This is a genomic window from Pseudomaricurvus hydrocarbonicus, from assembly GCF_011602365.1.
Lineage (GTDB): Bacteria > Pseudomonadota > Gammaproteobacteria > Pseudomonadales > Cellvibrionaceae > Pseudomaricurvus > Pseudomaricurvus hydrocarbonicus.
In genome coordinates, this window is record NZ_JAAONZ010000026.1 from 43,646 (window position 1) to 64,804 (window position 21,159).

19 protein-coding genes are annotated in these 21,159 nt (G+C 53.7%); 3 read left to right on the forward strand and 16 right to left on the reverse strand.

The window, feature by feature from the left end:
* Positions 1-13 precede the first annotated feature (13 nt).
* The 16 genes from atpG to rpmH all read right to left on the reverse strand — a co-directional run bounded on the left by atpG (position 14) and on the right by rpmH (position 15,660).
* Entirely contained in the window at positions 14-874 is an 861-nt protein-coding gene (atpG, locus tag G8770_RS22025) for a F0F1 ATP synthase subunit gamma (RefSeq protein WP_167192034.1), read from the reverse strand.
* Between the two features lie 101 nt (positions 875-975).
* Positions 976-2,520 (reverse strand): F0F1 ATP synthase subunit alpha, encoded by a 1,545-nt coding sequence (gene atpA / locus G8770_RS22030; protein ID WP_167192036.1) that lies wholly within the window; start codon positions 2,518-2,520, stop codon positions 976-978.
* Between the two features lie 36 nt (positions 2,521-2,556).
* The gene (locus G8770_RS22035) at positions 2,557-3,093 is read right to left on the reverse strand and encodes a F0F1 ATP synthase subunit delta (RefSeq protein WP_167192038.1); all 537 of its coding nucleotides are present in this window, start codon (positions 3,091-3,093) and stop codon (positions 2,557-2,559) included.
* A 12-nt stretch (positions 3,094-3,105) separates the two neighbouring features.
* On the reverse strand, positions 3,106-3,576 hold the full coding sequence (locus G8770_RS22040; protein ID WP_167192040.1) for a F0F1 ATP synthase subunit B: 471 nt from the start codon (positions 3,574-3,576) through the stop codon (positions 3,106-3,108).
* A 49-nt stretch (positions 3,577-3,625) separates the two neighbouring features.
* Positions 3,626-3,874 carry a F0F1 ATP synthase subunit C gene (atpE, locus tag G8770_RS22045; RefSeq protein WP_167192042.1) on the reverse strand — a complete coding sequence of 83 codons (249 nt, stop codon included), beginning with the start codon at positions 3,872-3,874 and terminating at the stop codon, positions 3,626-3,628.
* A 116-nt stretch (positions 3,875-3,990) separates the two neighbouring features.
* Positions 3,991-4,893 carry a F0F1 ATP synthase subunit A gene (gene atpB / locus G8770_RS22050; RefSeq protein WP_208022452.1) on the reverse strand — a complete coding sequence of 301 codons (903 nt, stop codon included), beginning with the start codon at positions 4,891-4,893 and terminating at the stop codon, positions 3,991-3,993.
* 164 nt (positions 4,894-5,057) lie between these two features.
* A complete protein-coding gene (locus G8770_RS22055; RefSeq protein WP_167192044.1) occupies positions 5,058-5,432 on the reverse strand; it encodes an ATP synthase subunit I in 375 nt (124 codons plus the stop codon).
* 267 nt (positions 5,433-5,699) lie between these two features.
* A complete protein-coding gene (locus G8770_RS22060; protein ID WP_167192046.1) occupies positions 5,700-6,632 on the reverse strand; it encodes a ParB/RepB/Spo0J family partition protein in 933 nt (310 codons plus the stop codon).
* Positions 6,633-6,803: 171 nt separating this feature from the next.
* A complete protein-coding gene (locus tag G8770_RS22065; protein ID WP_167192048.1) occupies positions 6,804-7,595 on the reverse strand; it encodes a ParA family protein in 792 nt (263 codons plus the stop codon).
* 139 nt (positions 7,596-7,734) lie between these two features.
* A complete protein-coding gene (rsmG, locus tag G8770_RS22070; RefSeq protein ID WP_167192050.1) occupies positions 7,735-8,382 on the reverse strand; it encodes a 16S rRNA (guanine(527)-N(7))-methyltransferase RsmG in 648 nt (215 codons plus the stop codon).
* The gene (gene mnmG / locus G8770_RS22075) at positions 8,379-10,268 is read right to left on the reverse strand and encodes a tRNA uridine-5-carboxymethylaminomethyl(34) synthesis enzyme MnmG (RefSeq protein ID WP_167192052.1); all 1,890 of its coding nucleotides are present in this window, start codon (positions 10,266-10,268) and stop codon (positions 8,379-8,381) included. Before mnmG ends, rsmG begins: the two co-directional genes overlap by 4 nt.
* Before the next feature lie 986 nt (positions 10,269-11,254).
* A complete protein-coding gene (gene mnmE, locus G8770_RS22080) occupies positions 11,255-12,658 on the reverse strand; it encodes a tRNA uridine-5-carboxymethylaminomethyl(34) synthesis GTPase MnmE (protein WP_167192054.1) in 1,404 nt (467 codons plus the stop codon).
* A gap of 226 nt (positions 12,659-12,884) precedes the next feature.
* The gene (gene yidC / locus G8770_RS22085; RefSeq protein ID WP_167192056.1) at positions 12,885-14,603 is read right to left on the reverse strand and encodes a membrane protein insertase YidC; all 1,719 of its coding nucleotides are present in this window, start codon (positions 14,601-14,603) and stop codon (positions 12,885-12,887) included.
* A gap of 32 nt (positions 14,604-14,635) precedes the next feature.
* Positions 14,636-14,968 (reverse strand): membrane protein insertion efficiency factor YidD, encoded by a 333-nt coding sequence (gene yidD, locus G8770_RS24760; RefSeq protein ID WP_167192058.1) that lies wholly within the window; start codon positions 14,966-14,968, stop codon positions 14,636-14,638.
* The gene (rnpA, locus tag G8770_RS22095; protein ID WP_167192060.1) at positions 14,965-15,390 is read right to left on the reverse strand and encodes a ribonuclease P protein component; all 426 of its coding nucleotides are present in this window, start codon (positions 15,388-15,390) and stop codon (positions 14,965-14,967) included. Before rnpA ends, yidD begins: the two co-directional genes overlap by 4 nt.
* A 135-nt stretch (positions 15,391-15,525) precedes the next feature.
* Positions 15,526-15,660, reverse strand: a complete 135-nt coding sequence (rpmH, locus tag G8770_RS22100; protein WP_167192062.1) for a 50S ribosomal protein L34 — start codon at positions 15,658-15,660, stop codon at positions 15,526-15,528.
* A gap of 571 nt (positions 15,661-16,231) precedes the next feature.
* Between rpmH and dnaA the strand changes: the two genes are divergently transcribed.
* The 3 genes from dnaA (at position 16,232) to recF (ending at position 20,836) form a co-directional block, all read left to right on the forward strand.
* Positions 16,232-18,037 carry a chromosomal replication initiator protein DnaA gene (gene dnaA, locus G8770_RS22105; RefSeq protein WP_167192064.1) on the forward strand — a complete coding sequence of 602 codons (1,806 nt, stop codon included), beginning with the start codon at positions 16,232-16,234 and terminating at the stop codon, positions 18,035-18,037.
* A gap of 90 nt (positions 18,038-18,127) precedes the next feature.
* Positions 18,128-19,228 (forward strand): DNA polymerase III subunit beta, encoded by a 1,101-nt coding sequence (gene dnaN / locus G8770_RS22110; RefSeq protein WP_167192066.1) that lies wholly within the window; start codon positions 18,128-18,130, stop codon positions 19,226-19,228.
* Between the two features lie 66 nt (positions 19,229-19,294).
* The gene (gene recF / locus G8770_RS22115) at positions 19,295-20,836 is read left to right on the forward strand and encodes a DNA replication/repair protein RecF (protein ID WP_167192068.1); all 1,542 of its coding nucleotides are present in this window, start codon (positions 19,295-19,297) and stop codon (positions 20,834-20,836) included.
* Positions 20,837-21,159 lie beyond the last annotated feature (323 nt).

Consider the following 21,159-nt stretch of genomic DNA (forward strand, 5'->3'; position numbering starts at 1 on the left):
TCACAGTGCTCGATTAAACTGCCGAAGCGCCACTAACGATCTCTGACAGTTCCTGCGTAATCGCAGCCTGTCTGGCTTTGTTATAAACCAGTTGCAGATCATCAATGAGGTCACCCGCATTATCGGTGGCGTTTTTCATCGCCAACATACGAGCAGCCATTTCACATGCGCTATTTTCGACTACAGCTTGATACACTTGTGACTCAATGTAACGAATTAACAAACCTTCCAGCAAAGTTTCTGCTTCGGGCTCGTACAAGTAATCCCAGCTGTGTTGCAGTTTTTCATCTGGATCAGCTACCAGTGGCAACAACTGATCAACAAACGGTGCCTGAGTCATGGTGTTCACAAACTCATTTCCCGCCAGGAACAGTTTATCAATGCCTCCGTCAGCATAGCTGTCGAGCATAATTTTCACGCTACCGATCAAATCGGCAACGCTCGGTTGTTCACCAAGATCGCGAACAGCAGCAACAACATTACCGCCAAAACTATTAAAGAAGGCGGCTGCCTTTGCGCCGATCAAACACAGGTCAATTTCAACCCCTTGATCGTTCCACTGTTTCATGGATTTGATGGTGTTTTTGAACATGTTAACGTTCAGGCCACCACACAAGCCACGATCGGTAGAAACCAGAATAAAACCGACGCGTTTAACTTCGCGTTGGTCCATGAACATATGGTGATATTCTGGGTTGGCGCTGGCAATGTGACCTACCACCGAGCGAATACGCTGGGCGTAAGGTTTACCAAGCTGCATGCGGTCTTGCGCTCTACGCATCTTACTCGCCGCTACCATTTCCATGGCGCTGGTGATTTTCTGCGTATTTTTAATACTCGTTATCTGAGTACGAATTTCTTTTCCGCTTGCCATTACCAGTCCCCGAAAAAATTCATATTAGTGTCAGTGTTCATTAAGCGCTCCAGCTGCATACCGGTCGTACCATCCTCATCCAAAGCGCCTAACAATGCTGCTTACCAAGTCTGGGTAGACTTGAACTTCTCCAGGGCTGCTTTGAATCCGGACTCAATTTCATCATTGTAGTTACCGGACTCATTTACTTTCTTCATCAGATCAGCGTGTTCACTGTTCATGTAAGAAAGCAACGCGGATTCGAAACTGCCAATCTTGGCAACTTCGACATCTTGCAAATAACCTTCGTTAGCTGCGTACAGAATGATACCCATCTCGGCAATGCTCTGAGGGGCATACTGCTTCTGCTTCATCAGTTCGGTTACACGCTCACCGTGATCCAACTGGGCTTTAGTCGCAGCATCCAGATCAGAAGCGAACTGAGAGAACGCCGCCAATTCACGATACTGGGCCAGAGCGGTACGAATACCACCGGACAGTTTCTTGATCACTTTGGTCTGAGCAGAACCACCTACACGAGATACCGAAATACCGGCGTTCATCGCAGGACGGATGCCGGCGTTGAACATGTCAGTTTCCAGGAAGATCTGACCATCGGTAATCGAAATTACGTTAGTAGGTACGAACGCAGATACGTCACCCGCCTGGGTTTCAATGATCGGCAGGGCGGTCAAGGAACCGGTTTTGCCTTTCACTTCACCGTTGGTGAACTTTTCAACGTAATCAGCGTTAACGCGAGAGGCGCGCTCCAGCAGACGTGAGTGCAAATAGAATACATCACCAGGGTAAGCTTCACGACCTGGCGGACGACGCAGCAACAGGGAGATCTGACGATACGCCCAGGCTTGCTTGGTCAAGTCATCGTGAATGATCAGGGCATCCTGACCACGGTCACGGAAGTATTCACCCATGGTAGTACCAGCAAACGGCGCCAGGAACTGCATCGCTGCAGGATCGGAGGCAGTTGCGGCAACTACAATGGTGTGATCCATGGCACCGTGCTCTTCCAGTTTACGAACAACAGCCGCAATAGAAGAAGCTTTCTGGCCAACAGCGACGTAGATACACTTAATGCCGGAATCTTTTTGGTTGATGATGGCATCAACAGCAATCGCTGTCTTACCCGTCTGACGGTCACCAATGATCAGCTCACGCTGACCGCGACCTACCGGTACCATGGCATCAACAGACTTCAGACCAAATTGAACGGGTTCGTCAACAGACTTACGCTCAATTACGCCTGGAGCAATTTTTTCGATGGCGTCAGTTTGGCTGTGACCAATTGGACCTTTACCGTCGATAGGGTTGCCCAGTGCGTCAACAACGCGACCCAGCAGCTCATTACCTACAGGTACTTCCAAAATGCGACCGGTACATTTACAGGTTTGGCCTTCTGCCACACCTTCGTAATCGCCCAGTACTACCGCACCAACACTGTCGCGCTCAAGGTTCAGTGCCATACCATAGACACCGCCTTCAAACTCGATCATTTCACCGTACATCACGTCTTCCAGACCGTGGATACGAATAATACCGTCAGTTACAGAAACGACGGTGCCCTCATTCTGGGCTTTGGCAGATACATCAATACCATCGATGCGCTGCTTGATAATGTCACTGATTTCAGAAGGATTCAGTTGCTGCATGCTCTGTTCCTCAATTCCCTCTCGGCTTTGGCCGGATTAGGAGTTCATTGCTTCGGCGAGCTTGGCCAAACGACCACGCACCGAACCGTCAATTACTGTGTCGCCTGCACGGACCAAAGCGCCACCCAAAAGAGACTTATCCACAACCGTGGACAAATTCACTTCACGGTCCAGCTTGGCACTCAATGCCTTCGCCAATTTATCTTGCAATTCGCCGGATAACTCAAACGCTGTGGATACTTCCACATCGACAGACTGCTCGCGCTGGGCTTTATGCTGCTCAAACAACTGCTGGATTTCAGGCAGTAAGGTCAAGCGCTTATTTTCCGCCAGCACGCTGATCAAGTTAACGGCACCTTCATTCAGCTCATCACCGCAAACGTCAGCAAATGCTTTCGCTTTCTGTTCACTGGTGAGGGCTGGAGATACCAACGCCTTGATCATTCCGTCCTGCTGCGCAACGGCAGCAGCGAGAGTTAACATGTCAGACCATTTTTGCAATTGTCCTGCCGCATCGGCAGATTCAAATGCGGCTTTTGCGTATGGTCTGGCTAAAGTTGTAAGTTCGGCCATGATTTACCTCACTTACAGTTCGGCGGCTAACTGGTTTACCAGTTCGCTGCTAGCATTCTCGTCGATAGACGCGCCCAGTACTTTTTCTGCACCGGCCAGCACCAAAGTCGCTACCTTGCCACGAAGGTCTTCTTTCGCGCGGTTAACGTCCTGCTCGATCTGTGCTTCAGCTGCCTGCTTCAAACGGTTGCCTTCGGCAACTGCCTGAACTTTAGCTTCTTCAACAATCTGGTTGGCACGCTTATTAGCCTGCTCAATAATTGCTGCTGCTTCTTCTTTGGCTTCACGAAGTTGTTGAGTGGCTTTTTTCTGAGCCAGCTCAAGATCTTTGTCAGCACGATCAGCAGCTTCCAGACCATCGGCGATTTTCTTTTCACGCTCTTCCATCATGGAAATCAGCGCTGGCCATACGAACTTCATGCAAAACAGCACGAAGAGCGCAAACGAAATCGTTTGGCCAATCAAAGTCAAATTAATGTTCACACCGACACCTCTTTGTTCTTTAAGGAAAGGTTATAAAGACAGAGGTCGATTAGCCCGCCAGGCCAGGTGCAACAACAAAGATCAGGTACATGCCGATACCAACACCGATCATAGGTACCGCATCCAGCAGACCCGCCATCAGGAACATTTTACCTTGCAGGGCAGGGCCTTGTTCTGGCTGACGAGCAGAGCCTTCCAGCAGCTTACCACCCAAAGAACCGAAACCGATTGCTGTACCCAGTGCGCCCAAACCGATCAGCAGTGCGCTAGCTACGTATACCAAACCAAGTGCTTCCATTGTTTTCTCCAATTTTCGAAGGTTTAAAGTTAAAGTTAAAAAGTAAATCGTTAAAAATCTGAACTAAAAATCTTGTCGCCGGGCGCCATCAACCGCGCCCGCCATTAATCGCCTGATTAATGCTGCTCATCCACATCGTGGGCCATGGCCATGTACACAGTACTTAACACCATGAACACAAAGGCCTGCAGAGTGATAACCAGAATGTGGAAGACTGCCCACATCCACTGCAAACCAGCACCAAAGGTACCCAACACCAGACCGCCAGAGTAAAGCAGGGCAATCAGGATGAAGATCATTTCGCCGGCGTACAGGTTTCCGAACAGTCGCAAGCCCAGAGAGATTGGCTTGGCGATCAGACCAACCAGTTCCAGGAACAGGTTGAACGGAATCATTACCGGGTGATTGAAGGGGTGTAATGCCAACTCTTTAACGAAGCCGCCAATCCCTTTGTTTTTGATGCTGAACCCAATCATCAACAGGAAGACACCGAGGGCCATCCCCAGAGTTGCATTGGGATCCGTAGTGGGTACGACTTTGAAGAACAAGTGGCCGTCACCCTGACCAATGGTGTGATCCGCCAGCATCGGCAACCAGTCGATGGGCACCAGATCCATCAGGTTCATCATGAACACCCACACAAAAATGGTCAGAGCCATGGGCGCAACCAGCTTGTTGGAGTGGTGGAATGTGTCTTTAACAACACCATCGACAAATTCGACAACCATTTCCACAAAGCTCTGGAAGCCTTTGGGAACACCGGTGGTCGCTTTCTTGGCGGCGCGTGAAAACAAAAACGAAAACAGTAAACCCAGAGCAATGGACCAACCCAGAGTATCCAGGTGGACTGCCCAGAATCCCATGTCGGACGCTTCCTGAGTGGAGTGTGCCAAAGTCCAGCCGGCCTGCTCCATGATGCTGCCATCGGCACGAACGTAACCTTCCGGCAATTTGCCGTAAGCCATGTTCTGCAGGTGGTGTTGAATATAACCCGTTTGAGTGAGTTCTTCGCTTGCCATAATTTTCTCAAGCACCTTTAAGTTTTTAAAAAGTTTTAAAACCGTTCTTCAGTCCCGGACCGAAAACCGCTTTTAAAACTTTTTAGCGTTGTTGATGATTGCAACTCTTTGCTGTGGTTGTGTCAGCAGCCACAACGCTTGCCAGCACGACCTAACCACCTCAACTACTGACCCCGTACCGCAACCGCAACTGCCCACCACTGGATAATCAGCATGGCAAAATACCCACCAAACACCGCCAGTGGATTCAAGGCGAAGCCGCTTTTAAACACACAAGCGAAACCCACCATGGTCAATATAAACTTGCCAGCCTCGCCGCGAGCGAAAGAGCGTGCGATGTCAGGGGAGACTCTGGCCCCCATGTGGCGGAAAGCATAAACGGTAAAATAGAGGTGAGGAATGATCGCAACCACTCCCCCAGCCAACACAGACCAGGCAATAGTGACGTCGACAACCCCCAGTCCTGCAGACACCACCAGCAAAACCACTAACTGGATGCCGGGGACTCGATAGACTGGAGGTCTTTTGATAGTGGCCAAGGCGACTTCTCTGGTAACGCTTTTGGCCAACACTCCGCTAGCTCTCCGTTTAGCCCGATTCGAAGGCACTGTCAGCCATCAAATTGAGCGACGCGAATTATAGGGTTTAGGGCCGCGTCTATCAACCTAATTCAAGAACACAAAGTCGTTAAATTCCCTGAAATTCTTGTCCGCTGGTCATATTTGTCAGGAGTTCGTCGGGATGTTGATATCAATCAACTACATGTAGGGTTGCGATTAGATGGCGACCACAACATCTATCAATTGTTAAGCTTTGTAACCCAGATGATTTAAAATGCCATCCAACTCATCAAGGCTGCTGTAACTGAGTGTTAACTTGCCTTTGCCTTTCGCCCCGTGAGAAATGGACACCGGCACGCCAACCTTCTCCGCCAGCGCTTCCTCCAGCTTCTGGACATCCGCGCTCGGGCCGGAGCTTTCCACTGCGGTCACCTCGGAGCTGGCCTGCTGAACTTTTCTCACCAGCGCTTCCGTCTGGCGTACAGACAGGCCTCTGGACACCACCTGCCTGGCCACGTCTCTCTGATCTGCCGCGTCCAGAGACAACATCGCCCGGGCGTGCCCCATCTCCAGGTCGCCGTGCTCGAGCATGATTTTCACATCCTCAGAGAGGGCGATCAGGCGCAACAGGTTGGTGATGGTGGTGCGGGACTTACCCACGGCGTGGGCCACTTCCTGATGGGTCAGTTCAAATTCATCCTGCAAGCGCTTGAGCGCGACCGCCTCTTCCATGGGGTTGAGGTCTTCACGCTGAATGTTCTCAATCAGCGCCATGGCAATGGCGGCTTCGTCCGGCACATCGCGAATCACACAGGGAATTTTGTCCAGACCGGCCAGCTGGGTGGCCCGCCAGCGGCGCTCACCGGCAATAATTTCGTACTTTTCCGTGCCATCGTCGGCTTTGCCCACCGGGCGCACGACAATCGGCTGCATGACCCCCTGGGCCCTGATGGATTGCGCCAGCTCTTCCAGAGCTTCAGGCTGCATATCGCGGCGCGGCTGGTACTTACCCCGGCGAATAAACTCGACCGGCAACTGAGCCAGCTTGCCGTCCAGATTTTCTTCTACCGTGGCAGACGTCTCTGCGACTGCGGCGATCGCTTCACTGGCTTCCGCCCCTTTGGCGCCACTCAAAAGAGCGTCCAAACCGCGCCCCAAGCCTTTTCTTTTTGCTGCCATGGCAAGTGTGATCCTGTCCGTTAAACCCAAAAAAACGAATAAATAAATTATTTAAAAATCAGAAAGTTAGCAATAAACACCGCCAATGCGGTGGTGCCTTGCCGCAGCCGTCCAAGGTTGAGAACCGCGTCCAGCAGGAGGACCCGCGTCCGGCGTTGAAACCGCTGCCGCCTAAACCTGAGCCGCATCCGCGCGCGCCGTTTCGTTGCGCCGCAGGATTTCACCGGCCAGTGCCAGATAGGCGATAGCGCCCTTGGACTGGCGATCGTACACCAGCGCCGGCTGACCAAAACTGGGCGCCTCGGCCAGGCGCACGTTGCGCGGCACGCAGGTGCGATAGAGCGCATCGCCGAAATACTCATTCAGCTGAGCAGATACATCATTAGTGAGGCTGTTGCGTGGGTCGTACATGGTGCGCAGGATGCCCTCAATGGACAGGCGCGGGTTCAGCGAAGACTGGATCTGGTTGATGGTATTCACCAGCGCTGACAGCCCCTCCAGAGCGTAGTATTCACACTGCATGGGGATAATCACCCCGTCACAGGCGGTCAAGGCATTCACCGTGAGCATGTTGAGCGAGGGCGGGCAATCGATGACAAAATAATCAAAGCGGTCTATCAGCGGCTCAAGGGCCTCGCGCAGGCGGCGCTCTTTGTTGTCCATGGACAGCATTTCCACCTCGGCGGCGGTCAAATCGCCGTTGGCCGGCAGCACCGAGTAAAGTCCTGACGGTGAAGTCACCAGCGCGTCTTCCGCCTTGCAGGCCCCCACCAGCACTTCGTAAATCGAAATCTCCAGGTCGTTTTTATCAATGCCACTGCCCATGGTGGCATTCCCCTGAGGATCGAGGTCAATCAGCAACACGCGTTTTTTGGTAGCCACCAGCGAAGCGGCCAGATTGACGCAGGTCGTGGTCTTGCCGACTCCACCTTTTTGGTTGGCAATGGCGTATTTTTTAATCAACTTTTGTGTCCTGCGTATGTGTCTTGCGTACGGTCTTGAATTCAAAATCGGGGGGTCCGACAGCTGTGCCGGACTCCACCTCATCACAAGGATTTACAGGTTTCCAGCAACAGTCACTAGTGCCGGGCGGGCTTCCGGGTTAGGGAGTCAACACCAGCAGGTGACGTTCACCTTCTTCGCGTGGAACCTGAAGGGGGTAAGAATCAGAAACCTTATAGTTTTTTTCCAGATCACTCAACTCATCTGTGGGGTAGATGCCCTTCATGGCGTAAAAAACACCACCGTCGGCCAACAGGTGCTGACAGCCATCGGTCATATCCTTGAGACTGGCAAAGGCGCGACTGATCACGGCATCAAAGGGCTCATCGGGCTGGAAGGCTTCCACGCGACGGTTTTCAACCTGAACGTTGTCCAGTTTCAGCTGTGTTTTTACCTGAAACAGAAAACGTGCTTTTTTGCCGTTGCTGTCGAGCAGGGTAAAACGTTTTTGCGGAAACAGGATCGCCAATGGAATACCCGGCAGGCCACCGCCGGTACCCACATCGATGAGATAATCGGCCTCGATGTACGGCGCAACGCTCAGACTGTCGAGCAGGTGGCGATCCAGCTGCGCTTCAATATCGCGGATCGCAGACAGGTTGTAGGTTTTGTTCCATTTGTGAAACAGCTCGAGGTAATCCAGCATTTGCCCGGCCTGGGCCTCGCTCACCGCCACGCCCATCGTCTCGGCGCCGTCGAGCAACCGCTGCACCAGTGGTGCCCGGTTCGTCACTGCCACTGATTTCATACCACCGCCTGTTTTTTCAGCAAGCCGTGCTTTTTCAGATAGATCAGCAACAGCGACACAGCCGCCGGAGTGACCCCCTGGATACGCGAGGCTCTGGCCAGAGTTTCCGGACGGTTTTCGGTGAGTTTCTGCTTCACCTCGTTGGATAATCCTTCGACCACGCTGTAGTCAAAGTCCGCCGGGATCGCTGTATTCTCATGCTGGCGCAGACGATTGATGTCGTCTTGCTGGCGATCGATGTAACCGGCGTACTTCACATGGATCTCGACCTGTTCACGCACTTGCGGGTTGCCGGCTGGCTCCCCCTTGAGATGCCCGACGTCGGCGTAAGTGAGCTCGGGGCGCTTGAGCAGATCGTGCAGACTGTACTCCCGCGACAACGGCGACTTGAGACGGTCGGCCAAAGCATCGGCCTCGGCGCTGCCCGCCTGGATCCAGGTGTCTTTGAGGCGCTGTTGTTCGAGGGCAATGGCTTCGCGTTTTTCACAAAAAGCCTGCCAGCGCACATCGTCCACCAGCCCCAACTCTCGACCCTGTTCGGTGAGGCGCAGATCGGCGTTGTCCTCGCGCAGCATCAACCGATACTCCGCACGGCTGGTGAACATGCGGTAGGGCTCGCGGGTTCCCATGGTGATCAGGTCGTCCACCAGCACCCCGATGTAGGCTTCGTCCCGACGCGGAGACCAGGACGCTTTGCCCTGGGCCAGCAGCGCAGCGTTGGCGCCCGCCAGCAACCCCTGGGCTCCGGCCTCTTCGTAGCCGGTGGTGCCGTTTATCTGACCGGCAAAGAACAGACCGTGAATAAACTTGTTTTCCAGGTTGTACTTCAGGTCCCGCGGGTCAAAGAAATCGTACTCAATGGCGTAGCCCGGACGGGTGATGTGGGCATTTTCAAAACCGACAATGGAGCGCACCAATTCAAACTGCACGTCAAACGGCAGACTGGTGGAAATCCCGTTGGGGTAGAGCTCGTGGGTGGTCAGGCCCTCGGGCTCAATGAACACCTGGTGCGAATCCTTGTCCGCAAAGCGGTGTACCTTGTCTTCGACCGACGGGCAGTAACGCGGCCCGACCCCGTCAATCACCCCGGTGTACATGGGGGAGCGATCCAGCCCTTTGTGAATAATTTCGTGGGTGCGGGCGTTGGTGTGGGTGATCCAGCAACAGACCTGCTCGGGATGATCTTCCACTTTGCCCATGTAGGACATCACTGGCAAGGGCGTATCACCGAATTGTTTTTCCAGCGTGTCAAAATTCACACTGCGGGCATCAATGCGCGGCGGGGTACCGGTTTTCAATCGGTCCACGGTCAGCGGCAGTTCGCGCAAACGATTGGCCAGGGCGATGGAGGGCGGATCGCCGGCGCGACCACCGGAGTGATTCTGCAAACCAATGTGAATTTTACCGCCCAGGAACGTGCCCACCGTCAGCACCACCGTGGGGGCATAGAACTTGAGTCCCATCTGGGTGACGACACCTCGTACGGTATCGCCTTCCACAATCAGGTCGTCAGCGGCCTGTTGGAATATATCCAGATTGGGCTGGTTTTCCAGTATTTCACGGATGGCCGCTTTGTAGAGCGCGCGGTCAGCTTGCGCCCGAGTGGCTCGCACAGCCGGACCTTTGCGAGCGTTCAGGGTGCGAAACTGAATCCCGCCCTTGTCGGTGGCCAGTGCCATAGCGCCACCGAGGGCATCAATTTCTTTCACCAGATGACTCTTGCCAATCCCGCCAATGGCCGGGTTGCAGCTCATCTGCCCGAGAGTGTCGATATTGTGCGTTAACAACAGGGTACGCGAACCCATTCTTGCGGCAGCAAGGCACGCTTCGGTACCAGCGTGACCACCACCAATCACAATCACATCGTAGCGTTGCGAATAATCCATAAAGCACTCTCAGAAAAAACTGCATAAAGCCAATCGGGGTTCTTAACCCATTGCGGTTATCGGCAAATTCAAATAACGACCGCAGGGTTAAAAATCACAATCAGGAAACCGCCACAGCGGCTGTGAATTCAAAGGGCGGTCATTATAGGTTGGGTTTGTCCGTTGTTCAAAATTTCAGCGAATTATTTTGAAATTAAGTCTTATACATATAAAGAGAATAAAAATATATATAGATAGAATATATATAAAGGTATGTAGTGATTGTTATATATAGTAACCCGTTTTTCTGTGGGTAAGTATAAAAACTTTAATAAAAACATAATGTTAGGACAAGTGTAAGATCGGTACTCAAACGGTATTAGCTGACCGTAAGCTGCTGAGAAGCTGGAGACAGAAAGGCCACTTATGCACAGGGGACGGCGATATGCCGGTTATCCCCAATTTCATGCCCGCCTTTTACTCACGCAATCCCCGTGCTTTTCCACAGACGAGACGGAACAGTGATAGAAATCACTTATTTTTCATTAAGTTAGGGGATAAACCTGTGAGTAAATGTGGATAACGTATGTAAGTGATGTGTATTTGTACAGTTTGGTTGCTTTCTGTAAGGCGGTTTTTTAACCTCGGGGTGAGGGGCGCAAACCACTTAAAAAGTGTAGACCAATACCGATGACGTGATTTAGAGCGTGTAGTAACTAGAAAAAGCAGCTTTTAGAAGCAAAAGAGATTTAGTAGATAGAAGCAAAAGAGATTTAGTAGAAACATAAGAGAGTAGGCAAAGCAGCGGCCCCGGCCAAAGCAGGGAAAGGTTTTTTCAACGCGAGCGCGCAGGCAGGAGTCCGGTAAAGCACCTACCCGTCAAACAGGGCGCTGGGTCAAACCGTTTGGGGCGCGTCAAGAGGGCGGTTCGACAGTCAGCCTTTCGAGGCTCATACAGGGACTTGAGTGACGGCTATACGAGCGGCCCCATCGAGCCCCCAGCATCATCATTTGCCGATGCAAAAACTGGAAAAAATCCGTCCCAGCAGTTCATCGGGGGTAAAGTCACCGGTGATCTCGCCCAGCGCGTTCTGGGCTTGCCGCAGGTCCTCGGCCAACAGTTCACCGGCGCCCAGTGACAGCAGTTGGTCCTGCCCCGTCACCAGCAGCTGTTCGGCACGGGCAAGGGCGTCCAGGTGGCGACGGCGGGCGGTAAAGCCCCCCTCGGTAGTGCCGGTAAAGCCCATGCAGGCTTTGAGGTGATTGCGCAGCCGTTCCACCCCCTCGCCGGACTTGGCTGACAGAGAGATCACCGGGTGGTTGAGGTTGTCGGGGAGGGCACCGCTTGCGTTGTCTGACAGCAGAGTCGGCTTTAAATCCGATTTATTCAGGATCAGCGTCAGGTGTGAGGTGTCTTTCAGTTCGCCCACAAACTCCGGCCAGATGGTTTCGGCGTTATTGTCATCGGTGGTGGTGGCGTCCACCACCATGAGGATGCGATCGGCGCGGTGGATCTCCTGCCAGGCGCGCTCGATGCCAATCTGCTCCACCTCGTCGGGGCTTTCGCGCAGCCCGGCGGTGTCGATGATGTGCAGGGGCATGCCGTCGATGTGAATGTGCTCGCGCAGCACGTCGCGGGTGGTGCCTTCAATGTGGGTGACAATGGCACTGTCGCGACCGGACAGGGCATTCAGCAAGCTGGATTTGCCAGCGTTGGGGCGCCCCGCAATCACCACCTGCATGCCCTCACGCATGATGGCGCCCTGTTTGGCCTCGTTTTTGACCCGCTGCAACTGCTCCAGAATACGCTGCAGGTCCCCGGCAACCTTGCCGTCGCCGAGAAAATCGATTTCTTCCTCGGGGAAGTCGATAGCCGCTTCGACGTAGATGCGCAATTGAATCAAGGCTTCAACCAGGGCGTGAATCTCTTTGGAAAAGGCCCCCTGCAGGGAGTGCACGGCATTGCGTGCGGCCTGCTCGGACGAGGCTTCAATCAGATCGGCAATGGCTTCCGCCTGCGCCAGGTCCATCTTGTCGTTAAGGAAGGCGCGCTCGGAGAATTCCCCCGGATTGGCGATACGGGCCCCCAGTTCCGTGACCCGGCGCAGCAGGCAATCGAGAATAATGGGCCCGCCGTGGCCCTGCAGTTCCAGCACGTCTTCACCGGTAAAGGAGTTGGGGCCGGGAAAATAAAGGGCCAGGCCCTCGTCGATGGCGTCCCCTGCACTGTCCAGGAACGGGCCGTAGTGCGCAGTGCGCGGTGACAATTGCCGGCCGGTGATGGTTTCGGCCAGAGTTTTGGCTTTCGCACCCGATACCCGCACAATCCCCACCCCGCCTTTGCCAGGAGGGGTGGCAATGGCGGCAATGGTGTCGGTGTGAAACGTACTGGCGGTGCTGGATGATGACATGGAATCGTTACTCTGATGGACTGGGTTGTGGTCGTTTTGGACTGTGGTGGACAGAATTCGGGTGCTCTTGATTCGGCTCAACAGGGGTCACCTGCCGCTCATTATATGAACTTGTGGCCCGGGACACGAGGGCACCGTAAAGCGCGGCGATAAAAACCGACAGACAGAAAAAAGGCCAGCTCCCTAAGGGGCTGGCCTTTTCCGTGATTCTCGGTAGCGCTAGTGCTTAAGCGGTTTTTACATCGCCGGCTTCAATGCGCTTGGTGATCACATACTGTTGCGCAATGGACAGGGTGTTGTTGACTACCCAGTACACCACCAGACCGGCCGGGAACCACAGGAACATAAAGGTGAACACAAACGGCATCATCTGCATGATGCGCGCCTGGGTCGGATCCGGCGGCGTGGGGTTCAGTTTCTGCTGAATGAACATGGTGATCCCCATCACGATCGGCAGAATGAACAGCGGATCTTTCACGGACAAATCCTGAATCCACCACAGGAACGGGGTGTGACGCAGCTCGACACTTTCCATCAAGACCCAGTAGAGCGAAATGAACACCGGCATCTGCACCAGGATGGGCAAACAGCCGCTCAGCGGATTGATTTTCTCTTTTTTGTAGAGCTTCATCATCTCCTGGGACATTCTTTGGCGGTCATCGCCATAGAGCTCTTTCATGCGCGCCATTTCAGGAGCAAATTTGCGCATCTTGGCCATGGAGCGGTAACTGGTGGCCGATAGCTTGAAGAATGCTGCCTTGATAATTATTGTCAGAGCAATAATTGACCAGCCCCAGCTGCCCAGGATGCTGTGAATAAAGTCGAGAAAATGGAACAGTGGCTTGGCGATCCACCAGAGCCAGCCATAATCCACCGTCAGGTCCAGATACGGGGCGATTTTTTCCAGCCGATCAATGTTTTTCGGGCCGGCATAGAACGAGGCTGAGAGCACACCTTCACTGCCTGCGGCAACCGTTTGCTGAGGGCTGGTGAACCCCATCAGGTAGATGTCGCCTTTGCCTTTGCGCAGGTTGAAATGGTTTTCCTGGGTCTGGTCTGGCACCCAGGCACTCAAAAAGTAGTGCTGAACCATGGCCACCCAGCCACCGGTTTGGGTGACCTTGAAGCCACCCACACTGGTCAGGTCTTCATCTGCCAGGTCGTCGAAATCCAGCTTTTTGTAATTGGTGTCGGGGGTGGTGAGGGCCGCGCCAAGGTAGGGCTTCATGCCAAAGCCATCGACCACCACCGGGTTGTGGCTGTCGCGCTTGATTTGTGCAAACAGGCCGGCTTTCCAGTCCTTGTCGCTTTGGTTGTTGATGCGGTATTCCAGTTTCACCAAATGATCGCCACGGGTAAAAATGAAGCGTTTGGTGATGACCACCTGACCCTGTTGATAAGTCAGGTCCACATTGAGGATGTCTTCACCGTCGGCCAGCTCGTAAGCGGTCTGTGCGGATTGGAACACCGGTCGGCCGGCGGCGGTGTCGGTGGCGTTGGTACCGATCAAGCCGCTCTGGGCCACATAGGTGTTGGACTGGGTACGGTTCAGCAGAATGAACGGCTGGTCCGGCGTATCAATGTATTCCAGATATTGGGGCAGTGCCGCCTTGACGATATCGCCACCGTGCGGGTCAATCAGAAACTCCAGGGCATCGGTTTTTACGCTAATCAGCTCACCGGTGTTGCTGGTGACGTCTTGTTCGGCCGCCATTTGCTCTTCCCGGGAAACCGGAATGTCGCTGGGACTGGCCGCAGCTGTTGCGGTTTCACCCAGCTCAGGTACCGAGGTGGTGGTGTCAGCCGAGGCGGTTGTGGCTTGTGACACGGTGGTTTCTTGTGAGATGACGGGTTTGTTGCGCTCTTGAAAATCGCCCCATTCATTAATCAATACAACGGAAACTATCGCAATAGCCCCCAATATTATCGTGCGTTGCCAGTCCATAAATACTGCCGTTGTGGTTAGTTAGAATGTTGTTAAGTGCGGTCTTGTGTTAACTGCGAGTCAACCGCGACATTGTTATCGGTTTTGTGCGTTGTCTCTGTTTCAGCCGCGTCATCGCTGCGGCTGTGTTGTTCCCATTGCTCGGCATCCGGAGTGCCCGGAACAAAATCAATTCCACCGGGGTGCCAGGGGTGGCATTTTAGCAGGCGTTTGGCCGCAAGTGTGCTTCCTTTCAGCAGACCGTAATGTTCGATGGCTTCTTCCGCGTAATGAGAGCAGGTGGGGTAAAAGCGGCACTGGTTGCCCACCCAGGGGCTGGCCAGATAGCGATAAGCGTGGATGAGCTTTATCCCGATGATCTTCATGAGCGTTTGTGGTTGTCAGCGGTGGCTGTGTCAGCCTGCGCCGCTTTTTTTATAATCCGGGCCCATTGCTTGTTAAACAGCTTGTGCAACTGCGCGTTGTCCAGCTGATCGAGCCCGCGTCTCGCCAGGACGACGGCATCAATGCCGGCCAGCTCCTGCTGGTGGTGCCGAAAAGTCTCGCGCAGTATACGCTTGATCCGGTTGCGTTGTACGGCCAATCGAATATGTTTTTTGGCAATCACCAGGCCGAGACGAGGGGTGCCGTCGGGATTCGAAGCAGTATTGGATCGGGACAGGATCAACAGGTGCTGATGGGAAGCTTTAAACTGGGCGTCATTAAAGACAGACTGATAGTCGCTGGCGTTGAGCAAACGAAGTGACTTTTGAAAACCCTTGTTGGGCGGAAAAGCCTTGCTCGGCACGCCAGGACCTATATTACGTAAGTTTTTGATTACGCAGGATCTTGAATTACTGGAGCTTGAATACGGAAACGGAGCTTATATATAGAAGGAAGACATGCATCATATCCTGCTTCCATATATAAGCCCGAGTCGTAATTAAGCTGCCAGCTCTTTGCGACCCTTGGCGCGACGACTCGCCAAAATCTTACGACCGTTTTTGGTTGCCATACGTGAACGGAAACCGTGAGTGCGCTTGCGCTTCAGTACGCTGGGCTGAAATGTTCTTTTCATGAGACTTACCTGCCGATTGTGTCTTTCATAGAAACTGGTAGCGCAAGTCTTACCTAGAGAACCACCGCTTTAACTGCAATGCGGATACTGCAACAAGGCAGAATCGATGCGATTACAGAAGCAATAGTCTGTTGGAAATTTCGACAAGCGCGAAAAAGAGGCGGGATTTTAATGAATTAACCGCACAAAAGCAACGCCTAATGTGGTCTTGGGGTTAAGTTTTTGTGTGTTTTTTCGGCGTCATTTTCCGTTAAATCCTGCAGCTCAGGCATGTCGCCTGGTGTAGCAACCCACACCCAAGTTGCCAGCAGGATACTCACAGCTTTATCCACAGTCGTGTTTTTAAACAATGGGTTATCCCCGATAATAATCGTAAGTTTTTTGTCGCTCCAGGTTTTCCTAGAGCATTGAAAAATAAACCTTTTTTTCTTTTTGTTTGATAATTGATCGTTTTTTTGTGTGGATAACTTGGGGGTATTGGGCGTAAAATAACAGGCTTTTCCACGAACAAAATTTCACAGTTTCAGTATCTGACAACCGCTCTGAAAGGAGGGTTGTGAAGGGGGATGATTTGCCAGAGTTAATCTGGAAAAAGTGTGCCGACTCGTTGCAGAACGAATTGCCGTCGCAGCAGTTTAATACGTGGATCCGTCCGTTAGTGGTGGATCAGAGCTCCGTGGACCAACACCTGAGGTTGTTGGCGCCCAATCGGTTTGTGCTGGATTGGGTCAATGATAAATTCCTGGGACGCATACAGGAGTTGGCGGGTGAACACGGTGCACAGGTCGGGTTCCAGATTGAACTGGGGGTCAACGCATCGCAGTCGGGGGGGCGCTACCAGCGTCGTTCGCAGCGCACGGAAGTGAATGTTCCACCGCAGCCCCCACGTGAAACCACCTTTCCTCGCCACGGGGGGACCCCGAATTCTGCCTATGAACGTGATTTGCAGTCCGGCCACCCGGCGCACGCTCAGGGGAACTATACGCGCAATGAACAGACCGATTATTCTGCCGGTGACTATCAGCAGGGTGGATTGCAGCAGGGCAACGAGGTGCAGTCAACCGATTTTCAGCGGGAGTTGCTGAACGAATCACAGGGGGCGTCTGGCTCTCAAGGGGCGTCGGGATCGGTTTTTTCATCAGATCAGCCGACCCAAATGCCGATGGGGCTGGAAGATTACCCCCACCCGGCTCGCGAGCCCGCCAGCATTGTGCCGCCGGAATACCGCCGCCAGAATGCGGTTCCCAATAACGCGGCGGCCGGCTACGGTGCCTCTTCGTCTTCGGCCGGGGTGATCACCTCTGCCAACACTGGCGAGCGCGCCACCGCCATTGAAGTGGAAGGTGGCCTGAAACATCGCAACTACCTGAACCAGGGGTTTACCTTCCCCAGCTTTGTGGAAGGTAAGTCGAACCAGCTGGGCCTGGCGGCGGCCCGCCAGGTCGCCGAAAACCCGGGCGGCGCCTACAACCCACTCTTTATATACGGCGGCGTGGGTTTGGGGAAAACGCACTTGATGCACGCGGTGGGTAACGCGCTGGTGGATAAAAACCCCAACGCCAAAGTGGTTTATCTGCACTCCGAGCGGTTTGTGGCCGACATGGTCAAAGCCCTGCAGCTCAACGCCATTAATGACTTCAAACGTTACTACCGTTCGGTGGATGCCCTGCTGATTGATGATATTCAATTTTTTGCGGGAAAAGAGCGTTCACAGGAAGAATTCTTTCATACTTTTAACGCGTTGCTTGAAGGTGGCCAGCAAATCATCGTAACCTGTGATCGCTATCCTAAAGAGATTCACGGGTTGGAAGAGCGCCTGAAGTCCCGCTTTGGCTGGGGCCTGACGGTGGCCATTGAGCCGCCGGAACTGGAAACGCGGGTGGCCATTCTGATGAAGAAAGCCGATCAGGCCAATATGATGCTGCCGGGCGATGCCGCTTTCTTTATTGCCCAGCGCATTCGCTCCAATGTGCGTGAATTGGAAGGGGCGTTAAAACGGGTCATCGCCAACGCCCATTTTACCGGCCGCGACATTGATGTGCCGCTGGTGCGCGAAGCCCTGAAGGATCTGTTGGCCCTGCAGGACAAGCAGGTCAGTGTGGATAATATTCAGCGGGTCGTGGCGGAGTATTACAAGATTAAAATCAGCGATATTCTGTCCAAGCGACGCAGCCGCTCAGTGGCTCGTCCCAGACAGGTGGCCATGTCATTGGCGAAAGAGCTCACCAACCACAGCTTGCCCGAAATCGGCGACGCGTTTGGTGGCCGCGATCATACGACAGTGCTGCACGCCTGCCGTAAAATCAAAGAGCTGCGGGAAGAAGACGGTGATATGCGCGAAGACTGGAAAAACCTCCAGCGCTCGCTGACCTCCTAAACCGCCGGTGGCCTAACCGGCCAGAGGCCAGCTCTACAATAAAAGACACACACTTTAACTATTGGACATTGTTAATTAAGAGACCAAGCCATGAAATTCAGCGTACCACGTGAAGCATTACTCAAGCCCTTGCAGTTGGTTGCCGGTGTGGTGGAGCGTCGTCAGACGTTACCGGTGTTGGCCAACGTATTGATTGTGCTGGAAGGGGATCGCCTGTCGATGACAGGAACGGATCTGGAAGTTGAAATTGTGGCTCGTGTGCAGCTGCCAGAAGCGGGGGAGTCGGGAGAACTGACGGTTCCGGCGCGCAAGCTGGTGGACATCTGCCGCTCTTTACCTGACGATGCGATCCTGCAATTTTCTGAGGAAAATCAAAGGGTTATATTGAAGTCTGGGCGCAGTCGCTTCACCTTGTCGACCCTGCCTGCCAACGATTTTCCCAATGTTGAACAGGGGCCTGGCGACCTGCAGTTTTCCTGTGAACAACAGGACATCAAGCGTTTGATCGATCGCACTGGCTTTGCCATGGCGCAGCAGGATGTGCGCTATTACCTCAACGGTATGTTGTGGGAAGTGCAGGAAGGCCAGCTACGTGCCGTCGCCACCGATGGCCACCGTTTGGCCATGTGTACCCGCGCTGTCTCGGTCTCGAACCCGGAAGTGACTCAGGCAATTTTGCCGCGCAAGGGGGTGGTGGAACTGGCTCGCTTGCTGGATGGCCAGGGCAATGTGGAGGTGATCCTGGGGAGCAACCATATTCGCGTCGCCACCGAAGCCTACACCTTTACCTCCAAGCTGGTGGACGGCAAGTTCCCGGACTACGAGCGGGTACTGCCGAAAGGGGGCAACAAGCTGGTGTTTGGGGACCGCAACGAATTGCGTCAGGCGTTTGGTCGCACCGCAATTCTGTCAAACGAAAAATACCGTGGCGTGCGCCTGTTGCTCACCGATGGCCAGCTCACTATTGTGGCAAACAACCCGGAACAGGAAGAAGCGGAAGAGCAGGTGGCCGTGGATTACAACGGTGATCAGCTGGAGATTGGCTTCAACGTCAGCTACTTGCAGGATGTTACCGGTGTGCTCAGCTCTGAGAAAATCAAAATGACGCTGTCTGATTCCAACAGCAGTGCGCTGTTGGAAGAGACGGAGGGTGGCGATTCCGTTTACGTTGTGATGCCGATGCGTTTGTAAACGCGGCACACAACGTAATCCCGCAGTAACAGAAGATCTGAATTTGAACCTTTTTGTGATCTCTTCATGACCCTCCGGCGTTTGTCGGCCCAGAATTTCCGCAATCTGCAAGCGGTCGATATTGAGTTGTCCCCGCAACTCAATATCTTTTATGGTGACAACGGCAGTGGCAAGACCAGTATTCTGGAAGCCATCAGCACGCTTTCCCTCGGGCGATCCTTCCGCTCACGCAAATTCAAAACCATGATCCACTACGACGCCGACGCCTATACCGTGTTCGGTCGCGTCGATATCAGCCAGCAATCGCCCTTGGTTAGAGATTTTGTTTCTGCTGGTGGAGCCGCGGCGCCCGGTTCTGATGTAAAACCGGCCCTTGGCGCAGCTGCTGCAGTCGAACAGGCTCAACCTGCTCAGTCCAATGAAGCGTTCCTCACAGCTCCCGGCCCGTCACTCGGTGAGTCGAACACAGACCGCAGACAACCCCCCGAGGGTGACCGGCCTGTGCCGGCCGGCATTCAGCTGCCGGTGGGTGTTCAACGCAGCCGTGATGGCCAGGTGTTGATCAAGAAGGGCGGGCAGCCTTGCTCCTCGGCTGCCGAGCTGGCCGAAACCCTCCCTGTGAGGGTGATGAACGGGCATTCTTTCAGTTTATTGGAAGGGGCACCGCTGGTGCGTCGGCAGTTTTTGGATTGGTTGGTGTTCCACGTGGAACATGACTTTTATAAGGTGTGGAGAAGTTATGAAAAGTGCTTAAAACACCGCAATAGTCTGCTCAGACGTGGTAAAATTGAGGCGTCTTTACTGGCCCCCTGGGACAGAGAGCTGGCGGCTCTGGCGGCGCGCCTGGATTCGTTTCGCGAGGCAGCCTTTGATCGACTTCGGGTGGTTTTTTCCCGCCTGATATCGGGCTTTGAGGGGCTGGAAAAGCTATCCATCCGTTATTATCGCGGCTGGGATGCGGAACACACCTTTGCCGAGTTGCTAGAGACCACCCAGGAACGCGATGCCGATTTGGGGTATACCCGTCAGGGCCCGCATCGCGCCGATGTTAAAATTATGGTGGGTAAGACTGCTGCGGTGGATCTGTTGTCCCGAGGGCAGCAAAAGATTGTGGTCAGTGCGCTGTTGATTGCGCAAGGCATGGTGTACAGCGAGCAGCGCCAACGTCGGTGTGTTTATCTGATCGACGACCTTCCTGCTGAGTTGGATGAGCATTTTCGGCTGATTTTGGCCGATTGGCTGGTGGATATGGGGTGTCAGGTGTTTGTCACCGGGGTTGAAAAGCAGCCTCTGTTGGCGGCTTGGCGCCGAGCTGTCGACGGTAGAGCGCGTCGACGCGAGCAACAACGGGACGTTTCAGGGCCGGTTTTGCCAGCCAAGGCGGTGCAGACTTCTCCTGAGGCTGTCGGGGAATCGGCCGAAGTCACGGTAAACGATCCTGACAATTCCGCCAGCGTTAAACACGTTCAGGGTACAGTAGTGACTGACGATATTGACGCCGATGGCGTTCCTGGCTGCCCAGATACGATTGCGGCCACGATTGAAAACAGCGGCTTTAGAGTGTTCCACGTGAAACATGGTGTGGTGGAACTGGAGCCTGCCCCGTAATCGCCGCCACGACTGGCAATCCATAGGGGCTGTGGTGATTAAAACAGGCAGATTTAGACGTTATTTGGATTAAAAGCTCGTTCCACACCCGGTTTCGACTGTGAAACACGGCCCGTGGGGGAGAAAAGGGGCTGGAATAATTGGGCTGGATGTTACGGCAACCGCGGTAGCCCACACCCAACCGTCCAGGCGACAGCCCGCTTCAGGCACCGTGATGCCCGTGGCCATTGAAAAGAATAGTGGCAGAGAAACATCGCCACCGTAACGGTTTACGGCAGAGCCGTACCGTCAGAAACAATATAAAAGCAATTATGCTTAACACG

Bases quoted from the DNA above. Each gene is read 5' to 3' on its own strand.
- atpE (WP_167192042.1), bottom strand. From the start codon at position 3,874: ATGGAAGCACTTGGTTTGGTATACGTAGCTAGCGCACTGCTGATCGGT.
- mnmG (WP_167192052.1), bottom strand. From the start codon at position 10,268: ATGGATTATTCGCAACGCTACGATGTGATTGTGATTGGTGGTGGTCAC.
- dnaN (WP_167192066.1), top strand. From the start codon at position 18,128: ATGAAATTCAGCGTACCACGTGAAGCATTACTCAAGCCCTTGCAGTTG.
- atpB (WP_208022452.1), bottom strand. From the start codon at position 4,893: ATGGCAAGCGAAGAACTCACTCAAACGGGTTATATTCAACACCACCTG.
- yidD (WP_167192058.1), bottom strand. From the start codon at position 14,968: ATGAAGATCATCGGGATAAAGCTCATCCACGCTTATCGCTATCTGGCC.
- yidC (WP_167192056.1), bottom strand. From the start codon at position 14,603: ATGGACTGGCAACGCACGATAATATTGGGGGCTATTGCGATAGTTTCC.
- atpA (WP_167192036.1), bottom strand. From the start codon at position 2,520: ATGCAGCAACTGAATCCTTCTGAAATCAGTGACATTATCAAGCAGCGC.
- G8770_RS22035 (WP_167192038.1), bottom strand. From the start codon at position 3,093: ATGGCCGAACTTACAACTTTAGCCAGACCATACGCAAAAGCCGCATTT.
- rpmH (WP_167192062.1), bottom strand. From the start codon at position 15,660: ATGAAAAGAACATTTCAGCCCAGCGTACTGAAGCGCAAGCGCACTCAC.
- rsmG (WP_167192050.1), bottom strand. From the start codon at position 8,382: ATGAAATCAGTGGCAGTGACGAACCGGGCACCACTGGTGCAGCGGTTG.
- G8770_RS22060 (WP_167192046.1), bottom strand. From the start codon at position 6,632: ATGGCAGCAAAAAGAAAAGGCTTGGGGCGCGGTTTGGACGCTCTTTTG.
- mnmE (WP_167192054.1), bottom strand. From the start codon at position 12,658: ATGTCATCATCCAGCACCGCCAGTACGTTTCACACCGACACCATTGCC.
- recF (WP_167192068.1), top strand. From the start codon at position 19,295: ATGACCCTCCGGCGTTTGTCGGCCCAGAATTTCCGCAATCTGCAAGCG.
- atpG (WP_167192034.1), bottom strand. From the start codon at position 874: ATGGCAAGCGGAAAAGAAATTCGTACTCAGATAACGAGTATTAAAAAT.